The sequence below is a fragment of the Bacillus sp. RK1064 genome (genome assembly GCF_051488405.1).
Lineage (GTDB): Bacteria > Bacillota > Bacilli > Bacillales > Bacillaceae > Bacillus.
Genome location: NZ_JBPSCZ010000001.1, coordinates 3,469,290 through 3,492,318, shown reverse-complemented (window position 1 = coordinate 3,492,318; position 23,029 = coordinate 3,469,290). Strand labels below are relative to the sequence as shown.

Sequence of the window (23,029 nt, the reverse complement as noted above, 5' to 3'; positions counted from 1 at the left end):
CGTTCTTTATTCTGAGAGCCATTTGGCTGCATCTTTTGCATGATACGTAATGATGAGCTCTGCTCCTGCACGTTTCATGCTTGTCAGCATTTCAAGAACAAGCTCTTTTTCAGAAATCCAGCCATTTTGAGCAGCGGCTTTGACCATTGCATATTCTCCGCTCACATTGTAAGCAACAACAGGGAGTGTAAATTCATTTTTGACATCACGCATAATATCTAAATAAGAAAGGGATGGTTTGACAATGAGGAAATCAGCCCCCTCTTCTACATCAGACTGCGCTTCTCTGAGTGCCTCTAAACGGTTTGCAGGGTCCATTTGGTATGTTTTACGATCTCCAAACTGCGGTGTGCTATGCGCCGCGTCACGAAACGGGCCGTAAAAAGCACTTGCATATTTCACAGCATATGACATGACAGGTACATGAATAAAGCCAGCTTCATCAAGTGCCTCACGAATGGCCACAACAAATCCATCCATCATATTGGAAGGAGCAATGATATCTGCACCTGCGCGCGCTTGGCTAACAGCTGTTTTCGCTAAAAGCTGAAGAGATTCATCATTTAAAATTTCACCATCTTCAACGATGCCGCAATGTCCATGATCTGTATATTGGCATAAGCAAGTGTCTGCAATGACCACAAGTTCTGGGAAATGCTTTTTGATCTCAAGCGTCGCTCTTTGAACAATGCCATGGTCGTGATACGCCTCACTGCCCACATGGTCTTTATGATCTGGAACACCAAATACAATAATTGATTTGATGCCTAGGTCGACAAGTTCTTGGACTTCTTCTTTTACAAGGTCCACTGAAATGTGATAAACACCCGGCATTGAAGGGACTTCTTTTCGGACATTTTCTCCCTCTACAAAAAAGATCGGATAAATGAAATCAGATGGTCTTAAAAAGGTTTCTCTGACTAATTCTCTCATTCCTGCGCTTGTCCGCAGTCTGCGGTGTCTGTTAAATTTCATCATTGGTTCAACTTCCTTTCAGATAAACGGCACATCAATTCAAGCATTCCGTCTATCGTATAAGTATCTGGGGTTTCAGAAGAAATCCCGTATTGAAGCAGTGCCTCTTTTGTCAGAGGACCGATCGTCACAAAACAGGTGCCAGAAGCAGCCAGCTTCGCTGCATCTGCCTCCATGGCATGCATAAATGAATGGACAGTGGATGAGCTCGTAAATGTAATAAAATCAAATGATTGCTTCGTCATCGCCGTTTTGAGTGCGGCAATACCTTCCTCATCCTTGACAGTTTCATATAAAATCCATTCCTTTACTTCTATGCCAAGCGGAATGAGGGTTTTCTTCACGACATCTCGAGACAGGTGTCCTTTTGCTACAAACACACGCTCTCCTGGACGCACATGGTCAAGTAACGCATCTGCGAGCTCTTCCGCTATGAATCGTTCTGGTACCACATCCACCTTCAAGCCGTGCTGCTCAAGATAGGCAGAGGTTTTCTCACCTACAGCAGCCACTTTCAAATGCGATAAACTCTTATGTAAATGATGGTCCTTTATGTAGCTCAGAAAAAAAGACGCACCATTCACACTCGTGAAAACAAGCCATTGGCTATTTTCTAAGTCCTTTAAAAAGGCCTGCGCTTTTTCTTTTGTGAGCGTAGGCTCAAACCTAATAAGAGAGGTTAAAACAGCATGGCCGTTCAGCTCTTCAATCTTTTGCTGAAACACACCCGCTTGACGTTCATTTCGAGTGACAAGCACCGTCTGTCCGTGAAGCGATTTGCCTTTGGTCATTGGGAGGACAGATCCTTTTTCACCTTGTCGATTAAATCCTTTGCTCCCTTATCAGCCATCTGCTTCGCACATGCTGTCCCAATTGCCTCAGGGTCAGTGCCTGATACAGTTTCTCGAATAATCGTGTGTCCGTCAGCAGATGCCACAAGACCCGTCAGTTCAATTTCATCACGCTCATTCATCGTTGCATAGCCAGCGATCGGCACCTGACAGCTGCCATCCATTTGTTTGAGGAAGGCTCTTTCAGCGAGAACCGTTTTCTTCGTATATTCATTCGTAAATTGAGCGAGGAGCTGCAATAGCTCTTCATCATCCCCGCGGCACTCAATCGACAAAGCGCCTTGGCCAACGGCGGGCAGGCAAGTCTCAGGAGATAAAAATTCCGACACAACCTCTTTGCTCCATCCCATTCTGGACAGACCGGCAGCCGCTAGAATAATGGCATCATATTCTTCATTTTTCAGCTTTTCCAATCTTGTATCAATGTTTCCTCGAATCCATTTAATTTCAAGGTCTGGTCTTTCCTGAAGAAGCTGGGCACTGCGCCGTAAGCTGCTTGTTCCCACAACAGCACCCTTCGGCAGTTCATGAAGACGCAGATGATCCTTCGAAATAAGAGCGTCCCTTACATCTTCACGCTCAGGAATACAGCCAATGACTAAACCTTCAGGAAGAGCAGCCGGCATATCCTTCATACTGTGAACCGCCATATCGATGTCATGATTCAGCATCGCCTGTTCAATTTCTTTGACAAACAGTCCTTTTCCGCCAACCTTTGATAAGGTCACATCTAAAATTTGATCACCCTTTGTCACAATCTCTTTTATTTCAAAAGAATAAGAAGGGTTTAGTTCAGACAGCTTTTGAATAACCCATTTTGTTTGTGTAATTGCAAGCTTACTTCTTCTAGAACCTACTTTAATTGTACGCAATACGTCTTCCTCCCGACAATGCCCTTTAGACTCATCACTATTTATTGAAACCAATGAAAGGTTGATAAGCTACCAAGCAGAAAATAATTGATCATCAGCACAATGAATGAACCGACATTCCACAGTGCCACGATTTTGCCCTGCATATTTCTCACCAATCTGATATATAAGTAAAAGCCGTATAAAAACAGCATAATAAACGAACCAAGCACCTTTGCATCTGTCCAGTACAACGTATCATACGAAATATATGCCCAAATGATGCCAAGAATCAAACTAAGCAAGAGCATTGGCACACCAATAATGTTTAATACGTACGCCATATGATCAAGCTTCGATAAATCTTCAATTCTCAGAAGCCATTTTCCCCATTTTTTCTTTTTCAGCAAACGATATTGAAAGAGATAGAGAAGGGAGAAAGCAAATGAAAGTGAAAAAGCACCGTATGATAAAATCGCCATCGTAATATGAATCACAAGCAGTTCACTCGTCAGCTTCCCCGTTAGTTCTGCTGAGTGGAGATCAGATGGTGTAAAGGTGTGAATCGCCATCATGGAAAAACCGATGACATTTGTAAAAAAGACAATAAATTCAACACGCAATACTTTTGTGAGAACAAGTGAAAGTGTCACAAGCACCCACGTATAAAAATATAAACCCTCTGCTACATTCAACACAGGGAATCGGTCTGTTTCCATCATAATATAGAACATGTAGACTGTTTGCAGCAGCCAGACAATAGAAAGCAACCAGAAAGCCATTTTTCCAGCCTTCCGGTTGTGTTGAAGAAAATCTATGAAATAGAACAAGACACTTAGAGCATAGATCAAGGTCGTCGCTTCGCCTAGTCTCGCTACAATGGATTCCATCATCGCTTAATCACTCACTGGCAACTGTAGCAAAGCCTTGTGCCATATTTGGTTTGAACAGCTGAAATGACCCTTGCTCCACCTGTACAGGCTCCACCTTTTGCTCTTCATCTTCAACCTGTAAATCAAAGATTTCTTTGAAGAGTAAAAGTTTTTCCTCTGCATTCGGCTCCGCGGCAATTTCTTTTGCCTTTAAGATAGGATCTTTCAGCATTTGATTAATAATGCTTTTCGTATGTTTATTTAATAGCTTCATTTCACGGTGTGTGAGGTTCGGAAGCTTTCGTTCAATACTCTGCATCGTATCCGCTTGAATCGTCAGCGCCTTTTCTCTAAGTGCAGAAATGACAGGAACCACACCAAGCGTATTCAGCCATTGCTTAAATTCCACAATTTCTGCTTCAATGAGGAGCTCAACCTGCTCAGCCACCGCACGACGCTCTTTTAAGTTGGCTGCCACGATGCCCTCAAGGTCATCAATGTCATACAAAAAAGCACCTTCTACTTCAGAAATGGCTGGATCTAAATCACGGGGTACAGCAATATCCACCATAAATAGAGGTCTGCCCTTCCGCTTTTTATTCGCACTTTCGACCATTTCCTTTGTAATGACAAATTGTTTCGCACCAGTGGAGCTAATTAAAATGTCCGCTTCGGATAATGTTTTTTCCAATTGGTTTAAGCTTTTAGGCTCTCCTGAAAAACGACCCGCCAATTCTTTTGCTTTCTCATACGTTCGATTGATGACCGTTACTTGACCAATCCCTTGACCTTGAAGGTTTTGAGCCGCTAGTTCGCCCATTTTACCCGCACCAAGAATCAGGACATGTTTATCAGAAAGACGTCCAAAGATTTTTTTCGCAAGCTCGACAGCTGCATAGCTGACAGACACGGCATTAGACGCAATGTCTGTTTCCGCATGAGAGCGTTTTGCAACGGTGACCGCCTGTTTAAATAAATAATTGAAAACGGTACCAATGGTCTTCTCCTCTTGAGCTACTTTAAAGCTAGAGCGCACTTGACCAAGTATTTGTGTTTCGCCAATCACCATGGAATCAAGTCCACAGGCCACACGGAATAAATGCTCAACCGCTCCATCATTTTCATAGAACTTCAAATAAGGAGAGACATCTTCTTTTTCTAAACCGAACCAATCGGCTAAAAATCTTTTTATATAAAACCGTCCAGTATGAAGCTGATCTACCACTGCGTAGATCTCTGTTCGATTACATGTTGAGATGACGATATTCTCTAGAATGCTTTTTTCTTCTTTAAGCTTGGACATCGCTGTTCCGAGCTCGCTCGGTTCAAAGCTCAGCTGTTCCCGTATCTCAACAGGGGCTGTTTTATAATCTAAACCCACAACAAGAATATGCATAACTTCAGCTTGCACCCCCAACGCCCTGTCTAATTTATAATAATTACAATATAGAATTTATTATTTATAATGATTATAACATATATTCATTTTTAACTGGATGAAAATTGTGAACAGATTTCAAAAATGTTGTGATATAGTAGAAAAATGTTCGACACTAATTATGCCATATCATCACTTCAAGCAATTTACCAGATTTGGCGCGTGCGGACAAATGATCTGCTTAAAAGAAGGTGACATCTTTGAAGAAAAAATCCATTTTGCTGCCGCTCACTTTGCTGGCTGTAGCGCTATATGCCATTCTCTCAGGAGGTCAATTTGACATTTGGAAGGATCAAGAGAAATGGTATACACTCATACTGCTTTTTGGCCTCGCTTTCTTATATCAAGGAAAGAAGGAGCAAGAAAGCGCTCATGTGTTTATCGGTATGCTTATGACGGGCCTTTCGCTACACTTTATTCTTCAACCAAAATTAGACCACTGGCCAGACACATTTACAATGATCGTATTCATCGTTGGACTTGCACTCTTTATGAAATCATCTCAGAAAAAAGAATATCGTATTGAAAGTGTTGTTCTCATTGCACTCGATCTGTTCCTTTATTTCTTTCAGCAAATTACAAAACAGCTAAGTTCCCTTTCGATCCCTACTTCCGGTTTTGAATTGTACTGGCCTTATGTACTGATTGCTGTCAGTCTCCTCTTATTATTTTTAAAAAGGAAATAACTTATACAATAAAAAGGCATCTGTCCATGACAGATGCCTTTTCTTTTAGCTGTTAATCTTCGCAAGGATGGCATTCCAGGCTTCGTCTTTTCCCTTTTTCGTTTCAGAAGAGAACAGGACTAGTTCATCTGATGGGTCAATGTCGAGTGTCTGTTTGACGACTTTCGCATGTTTTTCCCATTTGCCTTTTGGAATTTTGTCCGCCTTTGTTGCGATGACGATTACGGGAACTCCGTAATATTTCAGAAATTCATACATGTTCACATCATCTACTGATGGCTTATGACGCAGGTCCACAATTTGGACGACTGCTTTTAATTCTTCACGCATTGTAATATACGTTTCGATCATTCTACCCCAGGCTTCGCGCTCTGTCTTTGATACTTTAGCAAAGCCGTAGCCTGGAACGTCCACAAAATGGAGCATATCATTGATGATGTAGAAATTAAGCGTTTGAGTCTTACCTGGTTTAGAAGACGTACGCGCTAAATTTTTACGATTAATCAATGAGTTGATGAACGAGGACTTCCCAACATTTGATCGTCCAGCAAGAGCGATTTCAGGCAGTCCCCCGCTCGGGTACTGCTCTGGTTTTACCGCACTAATGACGATATCTGATTTTGTTACTTTCATCTTCCCTCTCCTACCAACGCTTTCTCAAGCACCTCATCTAAATGTGAGACCGGAATAAAGGTTAGTCCTTCTCTCACACTTTCAGGAATATCATCAATATCCTTCTCATTGTCCTTTGGAAGAATAATGGTTTTCAGTCCTGCGCGATGTGCGCCTAATGCTTTTTCTTTTAGTCCGCCAATTGGAAGCACTCTTCCTCTTAACGTAATCTCTCCTGTCATACCAACCTCTTTTGACACAGGTCGTCCTGTGAGTGCTGATACAAGAGCCGTCGCAATGGTGATACCAGCTGATGGCCCGTCCTTTGGAACCGCACCCTCTGGAACATGGATATGAATATCATGCTTTTCATTAAAATTAGGATCAATGTTCAGTTCATCTGCTTTCGAACGAATATAACTGAATGCCGCCTGTGCAGATTCTCTCATGACATCACCAAGCTTACCTGTTAACAAGAGCTTGCCTTTACCGGGAGAAAGTGATACCTCAATCGACAAGGTGTCTCCGCCAACAGTGGTATACGCAAGTCCTGTGACAACCCCCACTTGGTCTGTCGTTTCAGCCTGGCCATAACGGTAAAGTCTTTTTCCGAGAAATTCAGATAAATTCTTTTCCGTCACCGTGATGCGTTTGCGGTCTCCAGCCACAATCGCTCTTGCCGCTTTACGGCATATTGCCGCAAGCTGACGCTCTAATCCACGAACACCCGCTTCTCTTGTGTAATAGCGAATCGTATCATAAATCGCTGCTTCACGAAGCTGCAAGTTCCCTTTCTTTAATCCGTGCTCCTTTAGCTGCTTCGGCAGAAGGTGATCTTTCACAATTTCTGCTTTTTCAACCTCTGTATACCCTGCAATCGTGATAATCTCCATTCTATCACGAAGTGGACCTGGAATGGTTGCTAAATTGTTGGCAGTGGCAATAAATAGCACCTGAGACAAATCAAATGTTTCTTCAATATAGTGATCGCTAAAGTTATGATTTTGCTCTGGGTCTAAGACTTCGAGCATCGCTGAAGATGGATCACCTCTAAAATCAGAGGACATCTTATCGATTTCATCTAAAAGGAACACCGGATTCATCGTTCCTGCCTTGCTCATTCCGCGAATGATACGGCCTGGCATCGCACCTACATACGTTCTTCTATGTCCACGAATCTCAGACTCATCGCGCACACCGCCAAGGGAGATCCGGATAAACTTTCGGTCAAGTGATTTGGCAATGGATTTGGCAAGTGACGTTTTCCCTACCCCAGGAGGTCCTGCTAAGCAAAGAATCGGTCCTTTTAATGAATTGGTCAGCTTCTGTACAGCAAGATATTCAAGCACTCGTTCTTTGACCTTTTCCAGCCCGTGATGCTCATCATCTAAAATTTCACTTGCAAGCTTTAAATCTAGACGATCTTCTGTATAGATGCCCCATGGAAGATTGATCAGCCAATCAATATAATTTCGAATCACAGAGCTCTCAGCAGAGCTTGAAGGAATTTTTTCATAACGATTCAATTCTTTGAGCGCCGTTTCACGAACAGAATCCGGCATGCTCGACTCTTCGATTTTAGACATTAAAGAACTGACTTCGCCAGTTTTTCCTTCTTTGTCTCCAAGCTCCTTTTGAATGGCTTTCATTTGTTCACGCAAATAATATTCTTTTTGCGTTCGTTCCATTGAACGTTTCACGCGCTGCCCGATTTTCTTTTCAATCTCGAGTACTTCTTTTTCATTGTGAATTAAGCTGATGACCCGGTTCAGCCGTTTTTTGACATCCACTGTTTCCAGTACTTCTTGTTTGTCCTTTAATTTGAGCGGCAGGTGAGAAGCGACGATATCTGCCATTCTCCCTGGTTCCTCAATATCCGTCACTGTTGCATATGTTTCAGCTGAGATTTTTTTTGAAATTTTTATGTATTGATCAAAGTGATCTAACAATGTGCGCATGAGTGCTTCTGCTTCTGCGTCCTTTAATTCTTCTTCTGCCAATTCTTTTATGTCGACGGACGTATAGTCCTCCAGCTCTACGTATGATTCGATCTGCGCTCGATTTAAGCCTTCAACGAGTACACGAATCGTTCCATTTGGCAGCTTCAGCATTTGTTTAATTTTTGTGTAGGTGCCGACTTTGAAAATTTCCTCTTCACCTGGTTCATCTATTGAAATTTCCCGCTGTGTTGCTAGAAAAATCATATGATCGTTCATCATCGCCTGTTCTAATGCTTGAACAGACTTCTCGCGTCCAACGTCCAAATGCAAGACCATTGTTGGATAAACAAGTAAACCTCGCAATGGAAGGAGCGGAACATTCTTTTTGATTTCATCTGCCATGTTGATTGACACCTCCGTCACTAGTATGAATCATTATAATATACCTGTTTCAGTCTTGTACAATGTAAAAGACTTGAGAAATGTTGATCTTACCGTAGTATACCCTTTCTTTTTATCATGAAAAAGAAAAAAAGATCTATTTCACTAAAAAATCCCCATATGTGATGGGGATTAAACAGATTTTCTTTTCATTTCGTCTTCTAGTCCATCTTTCTTCTCGTCTGGCGGGCTGACCAAACACTGATCCAGCACTTCTTGGAAGTGCTTCACAGGCACAATGGTGACCCCTTCAATCTCTTTTAAGATCGACTGCTGGTTGTCATAAGGAATAATGACGGTTGTGGCACCAGCTTGTTTCGCTGCCTTAATCTTCGGTATCACACCGCCGATCGGCTTCACCTGACCCTGCAATCCGATTTCACCCGTCATGGCTGTCAGATGATCGATCGGGATTTGATGTATGGCTGAGAAGATCGCGGTCGCCATGGCAATCCCAGCAGACGGTCCATCAATAGGGGCACCGCCTGGAAAATTAATATGGATGTCATATTCATTTGTCCGAATGCCTAAATTTCGAAGCACCGTTAATACATTTTCAACTGACCCTTTGGCCATACTTTTTCGTCTAATGGATTTCGACTGATTGCCAATGCTTTCTTCTTCTGCAATGCCTGTAATGTTGATACTGCCTTTTTCAAGCGCCTTACAAATGTTCACTTCAATCTCAAGCAGGGCGCCGCTGTTTGGTCCATAAACGGCCAGTCCATTGACTACCCCCACTTTTGGCTTTTCTGGTACTTTTTGTTCATATCTTGGTGTCAGCTGGCTTGAATGAATGACCCATTCTACATCTTCGATCGTGATGTCTTTTCGGTTTTCCGTGACAGCCATACCAGCGGCAATCTGCACCATGTTGACCGCTTCACGTCCATTTTTCACATAGGATGTTAAAAGGTTCAGCCCTTCATCACTTAATTCCTTTTGAATTTTTTGGACAGCCTTGGCAGCGACGATTTTCAGTTCATGCTGGTCAAGGTCCTTAAAGAAAATTTCGAGACACCTTGACCGGATCGCTGGTGGAATTTCGTCAGGTGTTCTAGTCGTGGCACCAATCAATCGAAAATCAGCCGGAAGCCCATTTTGGAAAATATCATGAATGTGATTTGGGATTTGGGTATTTTCTTCACTGTAGTAGGCACTGTCTAAAAAGACTTTCCGATCTTCAAGCACTTTGAGCATTTTGTTCATTTGGATCGGATGCAGCTCGCCAATTTCATCGATAAACAGAACCCCGCCATGCGCATGTGTGACGGCTCCTTGTTTTGGCTGCGGAATGCCTGCCTGTCCCATTGCTCCAGCCCCTTGGTAAATCGGGTCATGCACAGAACCAATGAGCGGGTCTGCGATGCCTCGTTCATCGAATCTCGCAGTTGTCGCATCGAGCTCTACAAAGACCGCATCTTTTTTAAACGGAGAATCAGCGTGATGCTTCGCTTCTTCCATCACAAGACGGGCAGCGGCTGTTTTACCGACTCCCGGTGGTCCGTAGACAATGACATGCTGAGGGTTCGGCCCGCATAGTGCCGCTTTTAGTGCACGAATGCCGTCTTCCTGCCCTACAATATCTTGAAACCCCTTTGGCCGGACTCTCTCTGATAAAGGTTCACTCAGCTTGATTGACCGCATCTTTCTGAGTGCTTCCATTTCTTTCTTTGACTCTTTGTCTATCGTCACCTTTTGTGTTCGCTGATTTCGCAGTAAGTTCCAAAAGTACAGCCCGATGACGATACCAAAGAACAGCTGTATGAATAATACGATTCCTGTCCAGCTCAATCGGTGCTCCCTCCTTCATCTATCGTATGTATTGGTTTCTGTCTGCTAGTATTTCCTAGAGCTGGACGGAATAAACACAACTTCCACGATAAATAAAAAACTCCTGAATCAAAAAGATTCAGGAGTGAGACTACTCTTATGCAGATGTTTTCGTATCTTTATTGACGACTGTGCCGTCCTTTAACACAAGACGCGGCGACTCGCCATCAGCAACCGTTGCACCAGTGATCACACATTTTTCAATATCATCACGTGATGGAAGGTCAAACATCACATCAAGCATGATGCCTTCAATGATTGAACGTAGACCACGAGCCCCTGTTTTACGCTCAATTGCTTTTTTCGCAATTTCGCTAAGAGCATCTTCTTCAAACTCAAGCTCTACATCATCAAGCTCAAGCATTTTTGTATACTGCTTAACGAGCGCATTTTTAGGCTTCGTCAAGATCTCTACAAGTGCTTTTTCATCTAACGGCTCTAGGCTTGCAATAACCGGTAGACGGCCGATGAATTCCGGGATTAAACCGAAGCGAAGCAAGTCTTCTGGGAGTACTTTTGATAGAAGAACTTCTTTTTCAAGATCTTCGATTTTATTTTCCGCACCGAATCCAATGACTTTTTGACCTAAGCGGCGTTTGATGATTTGCTCAATGCCGTCAAAGGCTCCACCACAAATAAAGAGGATATTTGTTGTATCAATTTGAATGAATTCTTGATGAGGATGCTTACGTCCACCTTGAGGCGGTACACTAGCGACAGTTCCTTCAAGAATTTTCAATAGTGCTTGCTGAACACCTTCCCCAGATACATCACGAGTGATAGAAGGGTTTTCTGATTTTCTTGCTACTTTATCGATTTCATCGATGTAGATAATGCCTTTTTCCGCTTTTTCTACATCATAATCGGCTGCTTGGATCAGCTTTAGTAAAATATTCTCTACGTCTTCACCAACATAACCTGCTTCAGTTAAAGATGTTGCATCTGCAATCGCAAATGGCACATTTAAAATACGAGCAAGCGTTTGAGCAAGTAAAGTTTTACCGCTTCCTGTTGGCCCAATCATAGAGATATTACTTTTCGAAAGCTCAACATCATCAATCTTGCTGTTGGAATTGATCCGTTTGTAGTGGTTATACACCGCTACAGCTAAGGATTTCTTCGCATTTTCTTGTCCGATGACATATTCATCAAGAATCTCCCGAATTTCATGAGGCTTCGGAACATCCTTGAATTCAACTTCTTCCTCAGTGCCGAGCTCTTCTTCAACTATTTCCGTGCAAAGCTCGATACATTCATCACATATATATACGCCAGGTCCTGCGACCAGTTTACGCACTTGATCTTGCGTTTTTCCGCAAAACGAGCATTTTAATTGACCTTTTTCCTCGTTGAATTTAAACATTCTTTCACCCCTTATTCTTCTTCACTTGCCTGTAGCTAACAGTCAGCTACCTTTCTGGGTCCAGTATGTATGCATTTTACCATACTTTCCTAAAAGACGGTAATGATGTGTTTCTAACACTGCACATTGAGATATGTATAACAGAAAGATGCGACTTACACTATCGTTTCCAAAAGAAGCGATGATAAGTCAAAAATTGTACAAAACAAGGCACGAGTCACTCGCGCCCTGTTTTATTATTATGCACCATATTAACGGTTTTCTACAAGAAAATCAATTGCTTTGCGAACTTTTAGATCTTCTTTCATTGCGTCAGTAGATCCGATCGCTTGTTTGATATTTTCAATTGGCATGTTGTATGCTTCAGCCATTTTTGAAAGTTCTTCTTCTACTTCTTCATCAGACACTTGTAAGTTTTCTGCAGCAGCAATTGCTTCAAGTGTTAGGTTAGATTTCACGCGTTTAGCAGCATCTTCTTTCATTTGCTCTTTCAGCGCATTTTCATCTTGTCCTGAGAATTGGAAGTAAAGCTCAAGGTTCATTCCTTGCATTTGAAGGCGTTGTTCGAATTCTTTCATCATACGGTCTAGCTCTGTGTCAACCATCGCTTGTGGGATGTCAACTTCCGCATTTTCAGAAGCTTTCTCCACTAGCTCTTCACGAAGTTTACCTTCTGCTTCGTTTTCTTTCGCTTCTTCAAGACGTTTCTTTGTTTTTTCAGTTAGTTCAGCAAGAGTTTCTACTTCTTCATCAGCATCTTTCGCGAACTCATCGTCAAGTGCTGGAAGTTCTTTTGCTTTGATTTCGTGAATTTTCACTTTGAATACAGCTGGTTTACCTGCAAGGTCTTCAGCATGATATTCTTCTGGGAAAGTGACTTCTACGTCTTTTTCAGCGCCTGCTTCAAGACCAACTAACTGCTCTTCGAAACCAGGGATGAATGAACCTGAACCTACTTCAAGAGAGTAGTTCTCAGCTTTTCCGCCTTCGAATGCTTCTCCATCAACGAATCCTTCGAAATCAAGAACAACTGTATCGCCGTTTTCGATTGCGCCTTCTTCTTTGACAACAAGCTCAGCTTGACGGTTTTGCATGCCTTTTAACTCTTCTTGTACATCTTCATCAGTGACAGTTGCGTCGTCTTTTTCTACGTTAAGACCTTTGTAGTCACCAAGTTTCACTTCAGGCTTCACTGTTACTTTTGCAGTGAAGATTAAGCTTTCGCCTTTTTCGATTTTCTCAACATCGATTTCAGGGCGGTCAACTGGCTCGATACCAGCTTCATCGATTGCTTTTGGATATTCAACTGGAAGAAGAATATCTAATGCATCTTGATAAAGAGATTCTACACCAAAACGCTGTTCGAAAAGACCACGTGGTACTTTCCCTTTACGGAATCCAGGGATCGATACTTGCTTGACAACCTTCTTAAACGCATCATCAAGTGCTTTGTTAAATGTTTCAGCATCAACTTCTACAGTTAGGACGCCTTCGTTACCTTCTTGTTTTTCCCATTTTACTGACATGTGTGTTTCCCTCCAAAAATCTATTCAGATTGTGCGTTGTTACATTCTAAAGCATCATAAAGACTTCGTCCAATCAAAAACCACGCACGCCGCTCAAGAAGCGGTATTATGTATACAACATTTGACTTGATTATACATATCGTCTTTCAACCGTTGGAATCTACAACTGCACGATATATGCACAAATACAACCATTATATTATAACATAACAAGTCCGTCTTTCAACTAAATCGACAAATTACAAATAAGAAATTTCTTCAATATCTTTCAGCATTGTGCAAGCTTCTCTCAGCTCTCGTTCATTAAATTCATACAATAGATGCAATTCTTCGAGGTCAATCTCAATCCCGTGCATTTCATAGCCGACTTTATGAAGTGCTGCTGCCCAAAGATTCGGATCTGTGTATTTAGGAAGAAATGGATAAAGCACAAATAAGTGCCGGCGCCATAACTCTTCCACGCCTTGGTAAAGGGTTGGGTTCTCATTGCCGAGTGTGTCATCGAGCTTACGAAGGACTTGCTGAAGCAGCGGCATCTGCTCTGGCTTAACAGCCTCAGAAGGAACAAGCGTTAAAGAATCACCGAATTTCGTCACATGAACCGGCTTTGCCACATCATGATCTGACAGAAGCTGCAGGATTAATGATTTGACCAAAGGGTTTCCATCAGGCTTTTGTAAGATCGTATTTAATAGACCCATGTGTGGTGTGATGTTCCGGTCTTTCAACGAATGGATGAACTGCACCTGCTCTTCTGGCCGCTCAAGCATATCATCTATATTGATTTCACCGGCGCCATCCTCATCTTCATCTAAAATCTTTTCAGGTGATTCGATCATTTTTCTGCTAAATTCGAGCAGCTTGTAAAAATGCTCCGCGCTTTCTGCTGGAAGGTGATTTTCCTCAAGTACTGCCTCAATTGTCTGCTTCACTTCTTCATATTCTTTCAGCTGAATTAAGATCGTCATATACACTTGAAGCACGGTGAAGTAATGACCATATCCCTCATGCAACATCTTTTCACAAACACGCTTTGCATCCTGCAGCTCGCCCAGCTCCAGAAAACAAATCGCCATGCCGAGGTGAATATCGGATTCTTCATCGTCATCATAAGATTTTGCTTCTGAAAACAAGTGAAGCGCCTCTTGATACTGTTTATCTTTTAATGCTGCCATTCCTTTTTCAATCAGTCTTTCTTTCAGACCAGGAAACAAAATGACATTATCTTTCTTCTTGTCATGTTTCATGCTTACGTTCCTTTCGGGCGCATATTTTTTATCAGTTTACCAACGAAGGTTAGTAAACACAAGTAACGAGAGGTTTTCATGCAAAAAAGAAGCCGTCACACCTCGGGCGGACGGCTTCTTGTAGTTTACGCACGCAGCCAGTTGCTGCGCTTTTCTTCAAATGCTTGAATGTCATCTTCTAGTAGTAAAGTTAATGAAATCTCATCATAGCCATTCAGGAGCATTTCTCTCCAGTGAGGATCCACATCAAAAGGAGTGATATTCCCTTCGTGATCTTCTATTTGCTGTTTTTCAAGATCAACCGTCATCTCATACCCTTTGTTCTCATATGACGCAGCGAATGTTTTCCACACATCATAATCAAGACGAATCGGAAGCATCCCATTTTTAAAGCAGTTTTGGTGAAAAATATCTGCGAATGATGGTGCGATGACAATTTTGAAACCATAATCATCAAGTGCCCAAGGGGCATGTTCCCTTGATGATCCGCAGCCAAAGTTTTCTCCTGCGATCAAAATGGATGCTCCTTCATAAATCGGCTGATTCAGTTCGAAATCAGGGTTTGGGCTGCCATCGGCTAAATACCGCCAGTCGAAAAAGGCAAACCGGCCATATCCTGTTCGTTCAATTCTTTTCAAAAATTGCTTCGGAATAATTTGATCTGTATCTACGTTGATACGGTTAAGCACAGCGGCTTTCCCTTTGTGTGTGACTAAAGGCTCCATCTATGACAACTCCTTACACGACTGTTTTCTCTTGATTAAACTTCCTGACATCGACAAATCGGCCATGTATTGCAGCCATTGCAGCCATTGCCGGGCTGACAAGATGCGTTCTCGCACCTTTTCCTTGACGTCCCTCAAAGTTACGGTTTGATGTGGATGCGCAGCGTTCGCCTTCTGGTACCACATCGTTATTCATGCTAAGACACATACTGCAGCCAGATTCTCTCCATTCAAATCCTGCTTCAAGGAAGATTTCATGAAGACCTTCTTCTTCTGCTTGCAATTTGACGCTTTGAGAGCCAGGCACGACAATCGCTCTGACATGATCAGCTACCTTTTGTCCTTCTATCATAGAAGCTGCTTGGCGTAAATCAGTCATTCTTGAGTTTGTACATGAGCCGATAAACACATGCTCAATCGTAATATCTTCAATACGCTGATGCGGATGAACACCCATGTATTCGTACGCACGAATCGCTTCTTTTTGATCATCCTCTTGTGCAAAATCCTCAGGCCCTGGGATCGACGCATCTACAGGCAGCACCATTCCTGGGTTAATTCCCCATGTGACCATTGGTGAAATCTCATTCCCATCTAAAACAATCGTTTTATCATAGGTTGCACCTGGATCTGTTTTAAGTTCTTCCCATTCTTTAATCGCTGCTTCGAAGTCTTCTCCCTGCGGTGCATATTTGCGGCCGCGGCAATATTCAAAGGTGACTTCATCAGGTGCAATCAATCCTGCTCTTGCACCTGCTTCAATCGACATATTACAAACCGTCATGCGTTCATCCATCGTCATGTTTCTGAATACTTCCCCAGTGTATTCAATCACATAACCTGATCCGAACTTCACGCCATGCGCACCAATGACTGCTAAAATGACATCTTTGGCCGTTACCCCTTTTTGCAGCTTTCCGTCTACTCTAATTTCTAATGTTTTCGGACGCTGCTGCCAAAGCGTTTGTGTGGAAAGTACATGTTCAACCTCACTTGTACCGATTCCAAAAGCAAGTGCACCAAACGCGCCATGAGTTGATGTATGACTATCTCCGCAAACGATTGTTTTCCCTGGAAGTGTCAACCCAAGCTCCGGTCCAACAACATGGACGATCCCTTGGTCTACACTGTGAAGGTCAGCTAGACGGACGCCAAATTCAGCACAGTTGCGCTCTAGAGCACTCACTTGTTTTTTAGCAATCTCATCTTTGATCACAAATCGATTCACAGTCGGGATGTTGTGATCCATGGTCGCAAACGTGTTTTGAGGTCTTCTCACCTTGCGCCCTTTTTGTCTTAATCCTTCAAATGCTTGAGGTGATGTCACTTCATGCACCAAATGCAGATCAATATATAAAAGGTCTGGTTTCCCCTCGCCGCTTTTGACAACGTGCTGATCCCATATTTTTTCGATGATTGTTCGAGGCATAACCCTTTTCCTCCCTCTACCTAATTCCACAAGATTCTATTTATACAATTGTTTTCACGCGCTGCTTGAGTGCGTCTACAACTGCATGAGTGATTTCTTCAGTTGTTTGATACGTTCCCTCTTTTGCCGATAAGTCCTTTGTTCGTTTGCCAGAGGCAAGAACAGCTTCCACAGCTTCTTCTATTGCAGCCCCTTCTTCTTCTAATGCAAAGGATGTTCTAAGCAAGCTAGCTGCCGACAAAATGGTTGCTAGAGGGTTTGCGACGTTTTGCCCCGCAATATCGGGTGCTGAACCATGAATCGGCTCATATAAATGGAGGCCAGTGCTTGATAGACTGGCAGATGGCAGCATACCGAGTGACCCAGTAATCATTGAAGCCTCGTCACTTAAAATGTCACCAAACATATTCTCTGTCACAATGACATCAAATTGAGCAGGCTTATAAATCAGCTGCATGGCGGCATTATCAACGAGCATGTGCTCATATTCGACGTCTGGATATTGAGAAGCCACTTCTTCTACCGCATCCCGCCATAGTTTACTAGAAGCAAGAACATTCGCTTTATCCACAGACGTTACTTTTTTCCGTCTCGTTAAGGCCATGTCGAATGCTTCTTTTAATACACGGACAATCTCTTCCTTTGTATAAAGAAGCGTATCAACCGCAGCTTCTTTTCCTTCTTCATCCGTGTAACGCTCGCTTGGTTCACCAAAATAGAGACCGCCTGTTAATTCACGAACGATGACAAAATCGACTCCGCTAATGTGATCCTGTTTTAACGGTGACGCCTCGCTTAAGCTATCGAACACTTTGACAGGACGGATGTTTGCAAATAAGTCCAGTTGTTTACGAATAGCGAGCAAGCCTTTTTCCGGACGAAGCTCTGGCGGGTTTTGATCCCATTTTGGTCCGCCGACTGCTCCTAATAAAATCGCATCAGCGCTCTTGCATACATCAACCGTTTCTTTTGGGAGCGGATTGTTTTTTTCATCTATTGCGATACCGCCAATGAGCGCCGTTTCGAATTCGAATTCGTGTTGAAATTGAGCCGCTGTCTCTTTGAGGACAGCGACCGCTGATGTCACAACTTCCGGTCCGATTCCATCGCCGGGCAAAAGTGCAATTTTCTTTTTCATGAGAACCTACCTCCTTTCCTATGAAATCGCGTGATGTTTCTCAATTTCAATGAGATTTGATTTAAAGATTAAATGCCTGTTTACTGCATTGACGTAGGCTTTCGCCGATGCTTCCAGCACATCTTGCGCCACACCGCGTCCAGCTGTTTCTTTTCCTTCTATTGAAACAGTGACATATACTTCCGCTAGTGCATCTCTGCCTTTTCCATTCGATTGAATACGGTAGTCTAGCAAATGAATTCTTTCCTCCATACAGCGCTCCAGCGTGTTGTACACAGCTTCTACACTACCTGCGCCTGTAGCTGCTTCTTGAATGACTTCCTGCGTTTCTTGATTTTTCAGAGAGACCGTTGCTGTTGGCATTTGTTCTGTCCCATAGTGCACTTGAAGACTTTCAAATTCGTAGCCAATTTTTCGATCTGCTACTTTTTCTTCTAATATAATAGAAATTAAATCATCATCAGTGATTTCTTTTTTCTTCTCCGTCAAGTTCTTGAAGGTTTCGAAGAACTTATTGATTTCTTCTTCCGTTAGTTTAAATCCTAGCGTTTTCATACGATCTTTAAACGCATGTCTTCCGGAGTGTTTCCCAAGAACTAGTACATCTGTTGTCACACCGACAAGCTCTGGAGAAATGATTTCATAGGTTGTTTTTTCTTTGAGGAAACCATCTTGGTGAATACCTGATTCATGTGCAAAAGCGTTGTTGCCAACGACTGCTTTATTGCGCGGTACAATCATTCCTGAGTATTTGCTCACTACATCACTTGTACGCTTAATTTCATTCAATTGAATCGTTGATTCGACCTGGTAGAAGTCTTTTCGAATATGAAGAGCGACTGCAATTTCTTCTAAAGCGGCATTTCCTGCACGTTCTCCAATTCCATTAACAGCCGTTTCAATTTGATTTGCTCCATTTTCAATGGCAGCAAGTGAGTTTGCTACAGCCATTCCTAGATCATCATGACAGTGAGCAGACAAGTTGACGCGGTCGATATTTGGAACGTGTTCCTTCATATATTTAAAGATATTGCCGTACTCTTTTGGCGCTAAGTATCCAACTGTATCTGGCAAGTTAATGACACTTGCCCCAGCGTCAATGACCTTCTCTACAATTTCTGCTAAGAAAGCTAGATCTGTACGACACGCATCTTCTGCGGACCACTGGACAACCGGAAAACGTTCTTTCGCGTATTTCACCATTGAGACAGCCTGTTCTACGACTTCTTCACGTGTTTTCTTTAGTTTATGCTTCAGATGAATATCAGAAGTAGCGATAAAGATATGAATTCTTGGTTCCACTCCATCTTTTAACGCTTCCCATGCAGCATCGATGTCACCTTTCACACATCGTGCAAGACCAGCAACTGAACAGTTTTTGATCGTTCTAGCAATTTCTTGTACGCCTAAGAAATCCCCTCGGGATGAAGCGGGAAAACCCGCTTCAATGATATTAACCCCAAGGCGCTCAAGCTGCTTTGCAATGATTAGCTTTTCTTGTGCATTTAAGTTCACTCCTGGTGATTGCTCTCCATCTCGAAGTGTTGTGTCAAAAAAATTAATTTTCCGCACCGACGCTCACCGCTTCCTTTTTCTTTCCTTGTTTGACGAAAGGCATCATTTCACGAAGCTTTCTTCCGACGATTTCAATTTGGTGCTCATTTTCATTTGCATTGATCGCATTGAAACGTGGACGATTCACTTGGTTTTCAACAATCCATTCTTTTGCAAATGTTCCGTTTTGGATATCAGTCAAGACGGCTTTCATAGATTCTTTTACGTTTGCATCCACAACACGCGGTCCTGATACGAAGTCACCCCATTGTGCTGTATCAGAGATTGAATATCTCATGCCTTCTAATCCTTCTTCATACATAAGGTCAACAATTAATTTCAGTTCATGCAGACACTCGAAGTATGCAAGCTCTGGCTGATAACCAGCTTCTGTTAACGTTTCGAAACCTGCTTTCACTAGTGAAGTAAGACCCCCGCAAAGGACCGCTTGCTCACCGAATAGATCCGTTTCCGTTTCTTCTTTAAATGTTGTTTCAAGGACGCCTGCTCTTGCTCCGCCGATTGCTTTTGCATAAGCAAGTGCTTTGTCTTTCGCTTGGCCAGATACATCTTGATAGATGGCAAATAGGGCAGGTACACCAGCGCCTTGCTCATATGTTCTTCTCACAAGATGTCCTGGACCTTTTGGAGCCACAAGATACACATCTACGTCACTTGGAGGAACAATTTGATGAAAGTGAACGTTGAATCCGTGTGCGAAAACAAGTGAGTTGCCTGCTTCTAATTGATCTTTGATTTCTTCGTCATATACTTTCTTTTGCTGCTCATCTGGTAGTAGTACCATGACGACATCTGCTTGTGCTGCCGCTTCTTTTACTGTGAATACTTGATGGCCGTCTTCTTGTGCTTTTGTATAAGATCCGCCTTTTCTCACGCCGACGATCACATCTACGCCGCTTTCTTTTAAGTTCAATGCATGTGCATGACCTTGTGATCCATACCCAATGATAGCAACCTTTTGACCATTTAATACGTTTTCTTGAATATCACCGTTATAATATACTTTTACCATTTGACTCTCTCCTTTTGTTTAGACAATTGAAATTGTTTTATTTGATTGCGGCTTTTGCTGATTATCTCTCGCAAAGGCCGTGGTGCCAGTTCTGGCGACTTCTTTAATGCCGTATGGCTTAAGTAATTCAATGAGTGCTTCAATTTTTGAAGACTCACCTGTCACCTGAATGACGACACTCTCTCTGCTTACATCTACAATAGAAGCTCTAAACGGTTCAATGACCCCTGTGATCTCCATTCTAGATGCCGGTGCAGAAACGACTTTTATCAAAGCCAGCTCTCGCTGAACGATTGATTGGTTTGTAATGTCTGTTACTTTGAGAACATCAATTTGCTTGTTCAGCTGTTTTGTCAGCTGTTCGATGTCTTTCTCTTGGTCTACATGGACGACGAACGTGATGCGTGATACATCTTGAATCTCAGAATGGCCGACCGTAATGCTTTCAATGTTGTAGTGTCTTTTGGTAAAAAGGCCAGTGATTCGGTTCAGTACGCCTGATCGATTTAATACAGTCAACACAATAATTCTTTTCAAGGTTTCACCCCCACCATCTCATGAAGTCCTTTCCCCGGTGCGACCATCGGGAATACTTTTTCATCTCTCGCTACATTGACATCGATGAAAACAGGCTCTCTAGAGGTTAACGCTTCTTCAAGCTTTTCTTTCGCCTCTTCGTCTGATGAGATTCTGATTCCTTTAATGCCATAAGCTTCAGATAATTTAACGAAGTCTGGCTGCTCTGAAAATTTAGAATATGAGTAGCGTTCTTCGTAGAAAATTTCTTGCCATTGTCTTACCATTCCAAGGCTGTGATTATTCAGAACAATCACTTTCACTGGAAGGTTCAGCTCACGGATAACGGCAAGTTCTTGCAAGGTCATTTGGAAACCTCCGTCTCCTAAAATCGCCACAACCGTTGCCTCTTGATCAGCCAGCTGAGCGCCAATGGCTGCCGGTAAACCGAAGCCCATCGTACCAAGGCCGCCAGATGTGACCCACTTATCTGCATTTTCAAATGGATAGAACTGCGCTGCCCACATTTGATGCTGTCCGACATCAGTTGCCACAATGGCTTCACCTTTTGTGAATTGATGAATGTATTCAATCAGCTTTTGAGGCTTAAAGCCCTCTGCTTCGTTTTCAACGTACCAGAGTGGATATTCTGCCTTCCACTCATCTAATTGGTTTTTCCATTCATTTGATTCCCCTTGCTTCCCGTCTTGCTTGATCAGCTCTTCAAGGACTAGCTTACTGTCTCCAACAACCGGGATATGGGTATGAATGTTCTTGCCAATTTCCGCTGGATCGATATCAATATGTGCTACCTTCGCATGTTTCGCAAAGTGATTGAGGTTGCCAGTTACCCTGTCATCAAATCTTGCACCGATTGAAATGAGCAGATCACATTGGTGAAGGGCCATATTCGCCGCATATGTGCCATGCATACCAGCCATCCCTAGAAATAGAGGATGCTTTGCTGGGAATCCGCCAAGTCCAAGCAGTGTATGAGCGACTGGGATTTGCTGCTGCTCTACATACTGCCTTAATTCTTCAGATGCTTTGCCATGAAGAACGCCAGCTCCTGCTAGAATGACTGGTTTCTTCGCTCTGCTTACAGCTTCTACTAATTTGCGAATTTGCAAATAGTTCGGCTCGACTTTTGGCTGATAACCAGGTAAATCAATTGGCTGATCGTATTCAAACGTTCCTTCAATGCCTGCCACATCTTTTGGAATATCAATCAAGACTGGACCAGGTCTGCCTGTTGTTGCGATGTGGAACGCCTCTTTAATGACACCCGGTAATTCCTCTGGATTTCTTACTTGGTAGCTGTGCTTTGTGATGGGCATTGTGATGCCGAGCACGTCTGCTTCCTGGAAAGCGTCTGATCCAATGACTGAGGTTGCCACCTGTCCTGTGAAGACAACAAGAGGAAGTGAATCAATCATTGCATCTGCAATTCCTGTGACAAGGTTTGTCGCTCCAGGTCCTGATGTTGCAATGACAACACCCGGTTTGCCAGATACTCTTGCGTATCCTTCTGCTGCGTGAATCGCTCCCTGCTCATGCCTTGGCAGGACATGAAATAAACCAGAATCATAAATTTTATCGTAGATCGGTAAAACCGCTCCGCCTGGATATCCGAAAATGACTTCTACTTTTTCTCTTTTGAGTGCTTCAATTAACATGAGTGCACCGTTCATCGTTTGTGGTGCTTTAGATGTTTCCGTCTCCACTTGTACATTTGTCCCCATTTGATTTCCTCCTCTTTGTCTTGCTTCAGTCAAGTCTTTTCACCCTTTTCTATTCAAGATCGAGATTTTAGACCATATAAAAAAGCCTTCTCACCCCACAATGACACTACTTTTCACTAGGTCAAAGGGGCGAAAAAGCTTTGTTTTTCGCGGTACCACCCTTGTTCACGGCAAAATCTGCTGCCGTCTCATGGACATCTTTCATCCATTTTGGTAACGAGTGAGCAATGTCACTCGGTCTGCCCTACTATCATTTC

Annotated in this window: 19 protein-coding genes and 1 other annotated feature (1 of these 20 running past the window's edge); of the genes, 1 reads left to right on the top strand and 18 read right to left on the bottom strand. The window is 42.8% G+C overall.

Annotated features, from left to right (window positions below):
• Nucleotides 1-6 precede the first annotated feature (6 nt).
• Genes hemB through hemA form a run of 5 tightly spaced genes read right to left on the bottom strand, consistent with a single transcriptional unit; the run spans nucleotide 7 to nucleotide 4,945 of the window.
• Nucleotides 7-978 (bottom strand): porphobilinogen synthase, encoded by a 972-nt coding sequence (gene hemB / locus ACSSTM_RS17930; protein ID WP_034661673.1) that lies wholly within the window; start codon nucleotides 976-978, stop codon nucleotides 7-9.
• Nucleotides 975-1,766, bottom strand: a complete 792-nt coding sequence (locus ACSSTM_RS17925; protein WP_095285528.1) for a uroporphyrinogen-III synthase — start codon at nucleotides 1,764-1,766, stop codon at nucleotides 975-977. Before ACSSTM_RS17925 ends, hemB begins: the two co-directional genes overlap by 4 nt.
• On the bottom strand, nucleotides 1,763-2,698 hold the full coding sequence (hemC, locus tag ACSSTM_RS17920; RefSeq protein ID WP_034661679.1) for a hydroxymethylbilane synthase: 936 nt from the start codon (nucleotides 2,696-2,698) through the stop codon (nucleotides 1,763-1,765). Before hemC ends, ACSSTM_RS17925 begins: the two co-directional genes overlap by 4 nt.
• Nucleotides 2,699-2,739: 41 nt before the next feature.
• The gene (locus ACSSTM_RS17915; RefSeq protein WP_034661681.1) at nucleotides 2,740-3,570 is read right to left on the bottom strand and encodes a cytochrome c biogenesis protein; all 831 of its coding nucleotides are present in this window, start codon (nucleotides 3,568-3,570) and stop codon (nucleotides 2,740-2,742) included.
• Nucleotides 3,571-3,577: 7 nt separating this feature from the next.
• Nucleotides 3,578-4,945: a glutamyl-tRNA reductase gene (gene hemA, locus ACSSTM_RS17910; RefSeq protein WP_012010780.1), complete on the bottom strand. Its 1,368-nt coding sequence runs from the start codon at nucleotides 4,943-4,945 to the stop codon at nucleotides 3,578-3,580.
• Between the two features lie 242 nt (nucleotides 4,946-5,187).
• On the opposite strand from hemA, the gene ACSSTM_RS17905 reads away from it, so the two are divergent.
• A complete protein-coding gene (locus tag ACSSTM_RS17905; RefSeq protein ID WP_437404269.1) occupies nucleotides 5,188-5,673 on the top strand; it encodes a hypothetical protein in 486 nt (161 codons plus the stop codon).
• A 45-nt stretch (nucleotides 5,674-5,718) separates the two neighbouring features.
• Here the strand turns inward: ACSSTM_RS17905 and yihA are convergent, their stop codons facing one another.
• From yihA to ilvB, 13 genes are all read right to left on the bottom strand, one after another.
• Complete coding sequence (yihA, locus tag ACSSTM_RS17900) at nucleotides 5,719-6,306, bottom strand: ribosome biogenesis GTP-binding protein YihA/YsxC (protein WP_034661689.1); 588 nt, start codon at nucleotides 6,304-6,306, stop codon at nucleotides 5,719-5,721.
• The gene (gene lon, locus ACSSTM_RS17895) at nucleotides 6,303-8,627 is read right to left on the bottom strand and encodes an endopeptidase La (protein ID WP_420735150.1); all 2,325 of its coding nucleotides are present in this window, start codon (nucleotides 8,625-8,627) and stop codon (nucleotides 6,303-6,305) included. Before lon ends, yihA begins: the two co-directional genes overlap by 4 nt.
• Before the next feature lie 171 nt (nucleotides 8,628-8,798).
• Nucleotides 8,799-10,460: an ATP-dependent protease LonB gene (gene lonB, locus ACSSTM_RS17890; RefSeq protein ID WP_420735149.1), complete on the bottom strand. Its 1,662-nt coding sequence runs from the start codon at nucleotides 10,458-10,460 to the stop codon at nucleotides 8,799-8,801.
• A gap of 136 nt (nucleotides 10,461-10,596) precedes the next feature.
• Entirely contained in the window at nucleotides 10,597-11,862 is a 1,266-nt protein-coding gene (gene clpX, locus ACSSTM_RS17885; protein WP_012010785.1) for an ATP-dependent protease ATP-binding subunit ClpX, read from the bottom strand.
• Nucleotides 11,863-12,113: 251 nt separating this feature from the next.
• Entirely contained in the window at nucleotides 12,114-13,388 is a 1,275-nt protein-coding gene (tig, locus tag ACSSTM_RS17880; protein ID WP_060596897.1) for a trigger factor, read from the bottom strand.
• 239 nt (nucleotides 13,389-13,627) lie between these two features.
• Nucleotides 13,628-14,635 (bottom strand): DNA damage checkpoint antagonist DdcA, encoded by a 1,008-nt coding sequence (gene ddcA / locus ACSSTM_RS17875; protein WP_034661697.1) that lies wholly within the window; start codon nucleotides 14,633-14,635, stop codon nucleotides 13,628-13,630.
• A gap of 125 nt (nucleotides 14,636-14,760) precedes the next feature.
• Nucleotides 14,761-15,360 (bottom strand): 3-isopropylmalate dehydratase small subunit, encoded by a 600-nt coding sequence (gene leuD, locus ACSSTM_RS17870; RefSeq protein WP_034661698.1) that lies wholly within the window; start codon nucleotides 15,358-15,360, stop codon nucleotides 14,761-14,763.
• A 13-nt stretch (nucleotides 15,361-15,373) separates the two neighbouring features.
• Nucleotides 15,374-16,789, bottom strand: a complete 1,416-nt coding sequence (gene leuC, locus ACSSTM_RS17865; protein WP_034661700.1) for a 3-isopropylmalate dehydratase large subunit — start codon at nucleotides 16,787-16,789, stop codon at nucleotides 15,374-15,376.
• 40 nt (nucleotides 16,790-16,829) lie between these two features.
• Complete coding sequence (leuB, locus tag ACSSTM_RS17860; protein WP_095285533.1) at nucleotides 16,830-17,927, bottom strand: 3-isopropylmalate dehydrogenase; 1,098 nt, start codon at nucleotides 17,925-17,927, stop codon at nucleotides 16,830-16,832.
• 18 nt (nucleotides 17,928-17,945) lie between these two features.
• Entirely contained in the window at nucleotides 17,946-19,499 is a 1,554-nt protein-coding gene (locus ACSSTM_RS17855; protein WP_034661703.1) for a 2-isopropylmalate synthase, read from the bottom strand.
• On the bottom strand, nucleotides 19,486-20,514 hold the full coding sequence (ilvC, locus tag ACSSTM_RS17850; protein ID WP_034661704.1) for a ketol-acid reductoisomerase: 1,029 nt from the start codon (nucleotides 20,512-20,514) through the stop codon (nucleotides 19,486-19,488). Before ilvC ends, ACSSTM_RS17855 begins: the two co-directional genes overlap by 14 nt.
• Nucleotides 20,515-20,532: 18 nt before the next feature.
• Nucleotides 20,533-21,051: an acetolactate synthase small subunit gene (gene ilvN / locus ACSSTM_RS17845; protein ID WP_034661705.1), complete on the bottom strand. Its 519-nt coding sequence runs from the start codon at nucleotides 21,049-21,051 to the stop codon at nucleotides 20,533-20,535.
• On the bottom strand, nucleotides 21,048-22,772 hold the full coding sequence (ilvB, locus tag ACSSTM_RS17840; RefSeq protein WP_106038033.1) for an acetolactate synthase large subunit: 1,725 nt from the start codon (nucleotides 22,770-22,772) through the stop codon (nucleotides 21,048-21,050). Before ilvB ends, ilvN begins: the two co-directional genes overlap by 4 nt.
• A gap of 122 nt (nucleotides 22,773-22,894) precedes the next feature.
• Nucleotides 22,895-23,029: a binding site (T-box leader), on the bottom strand (it continues 112 nt past the right edge of the window).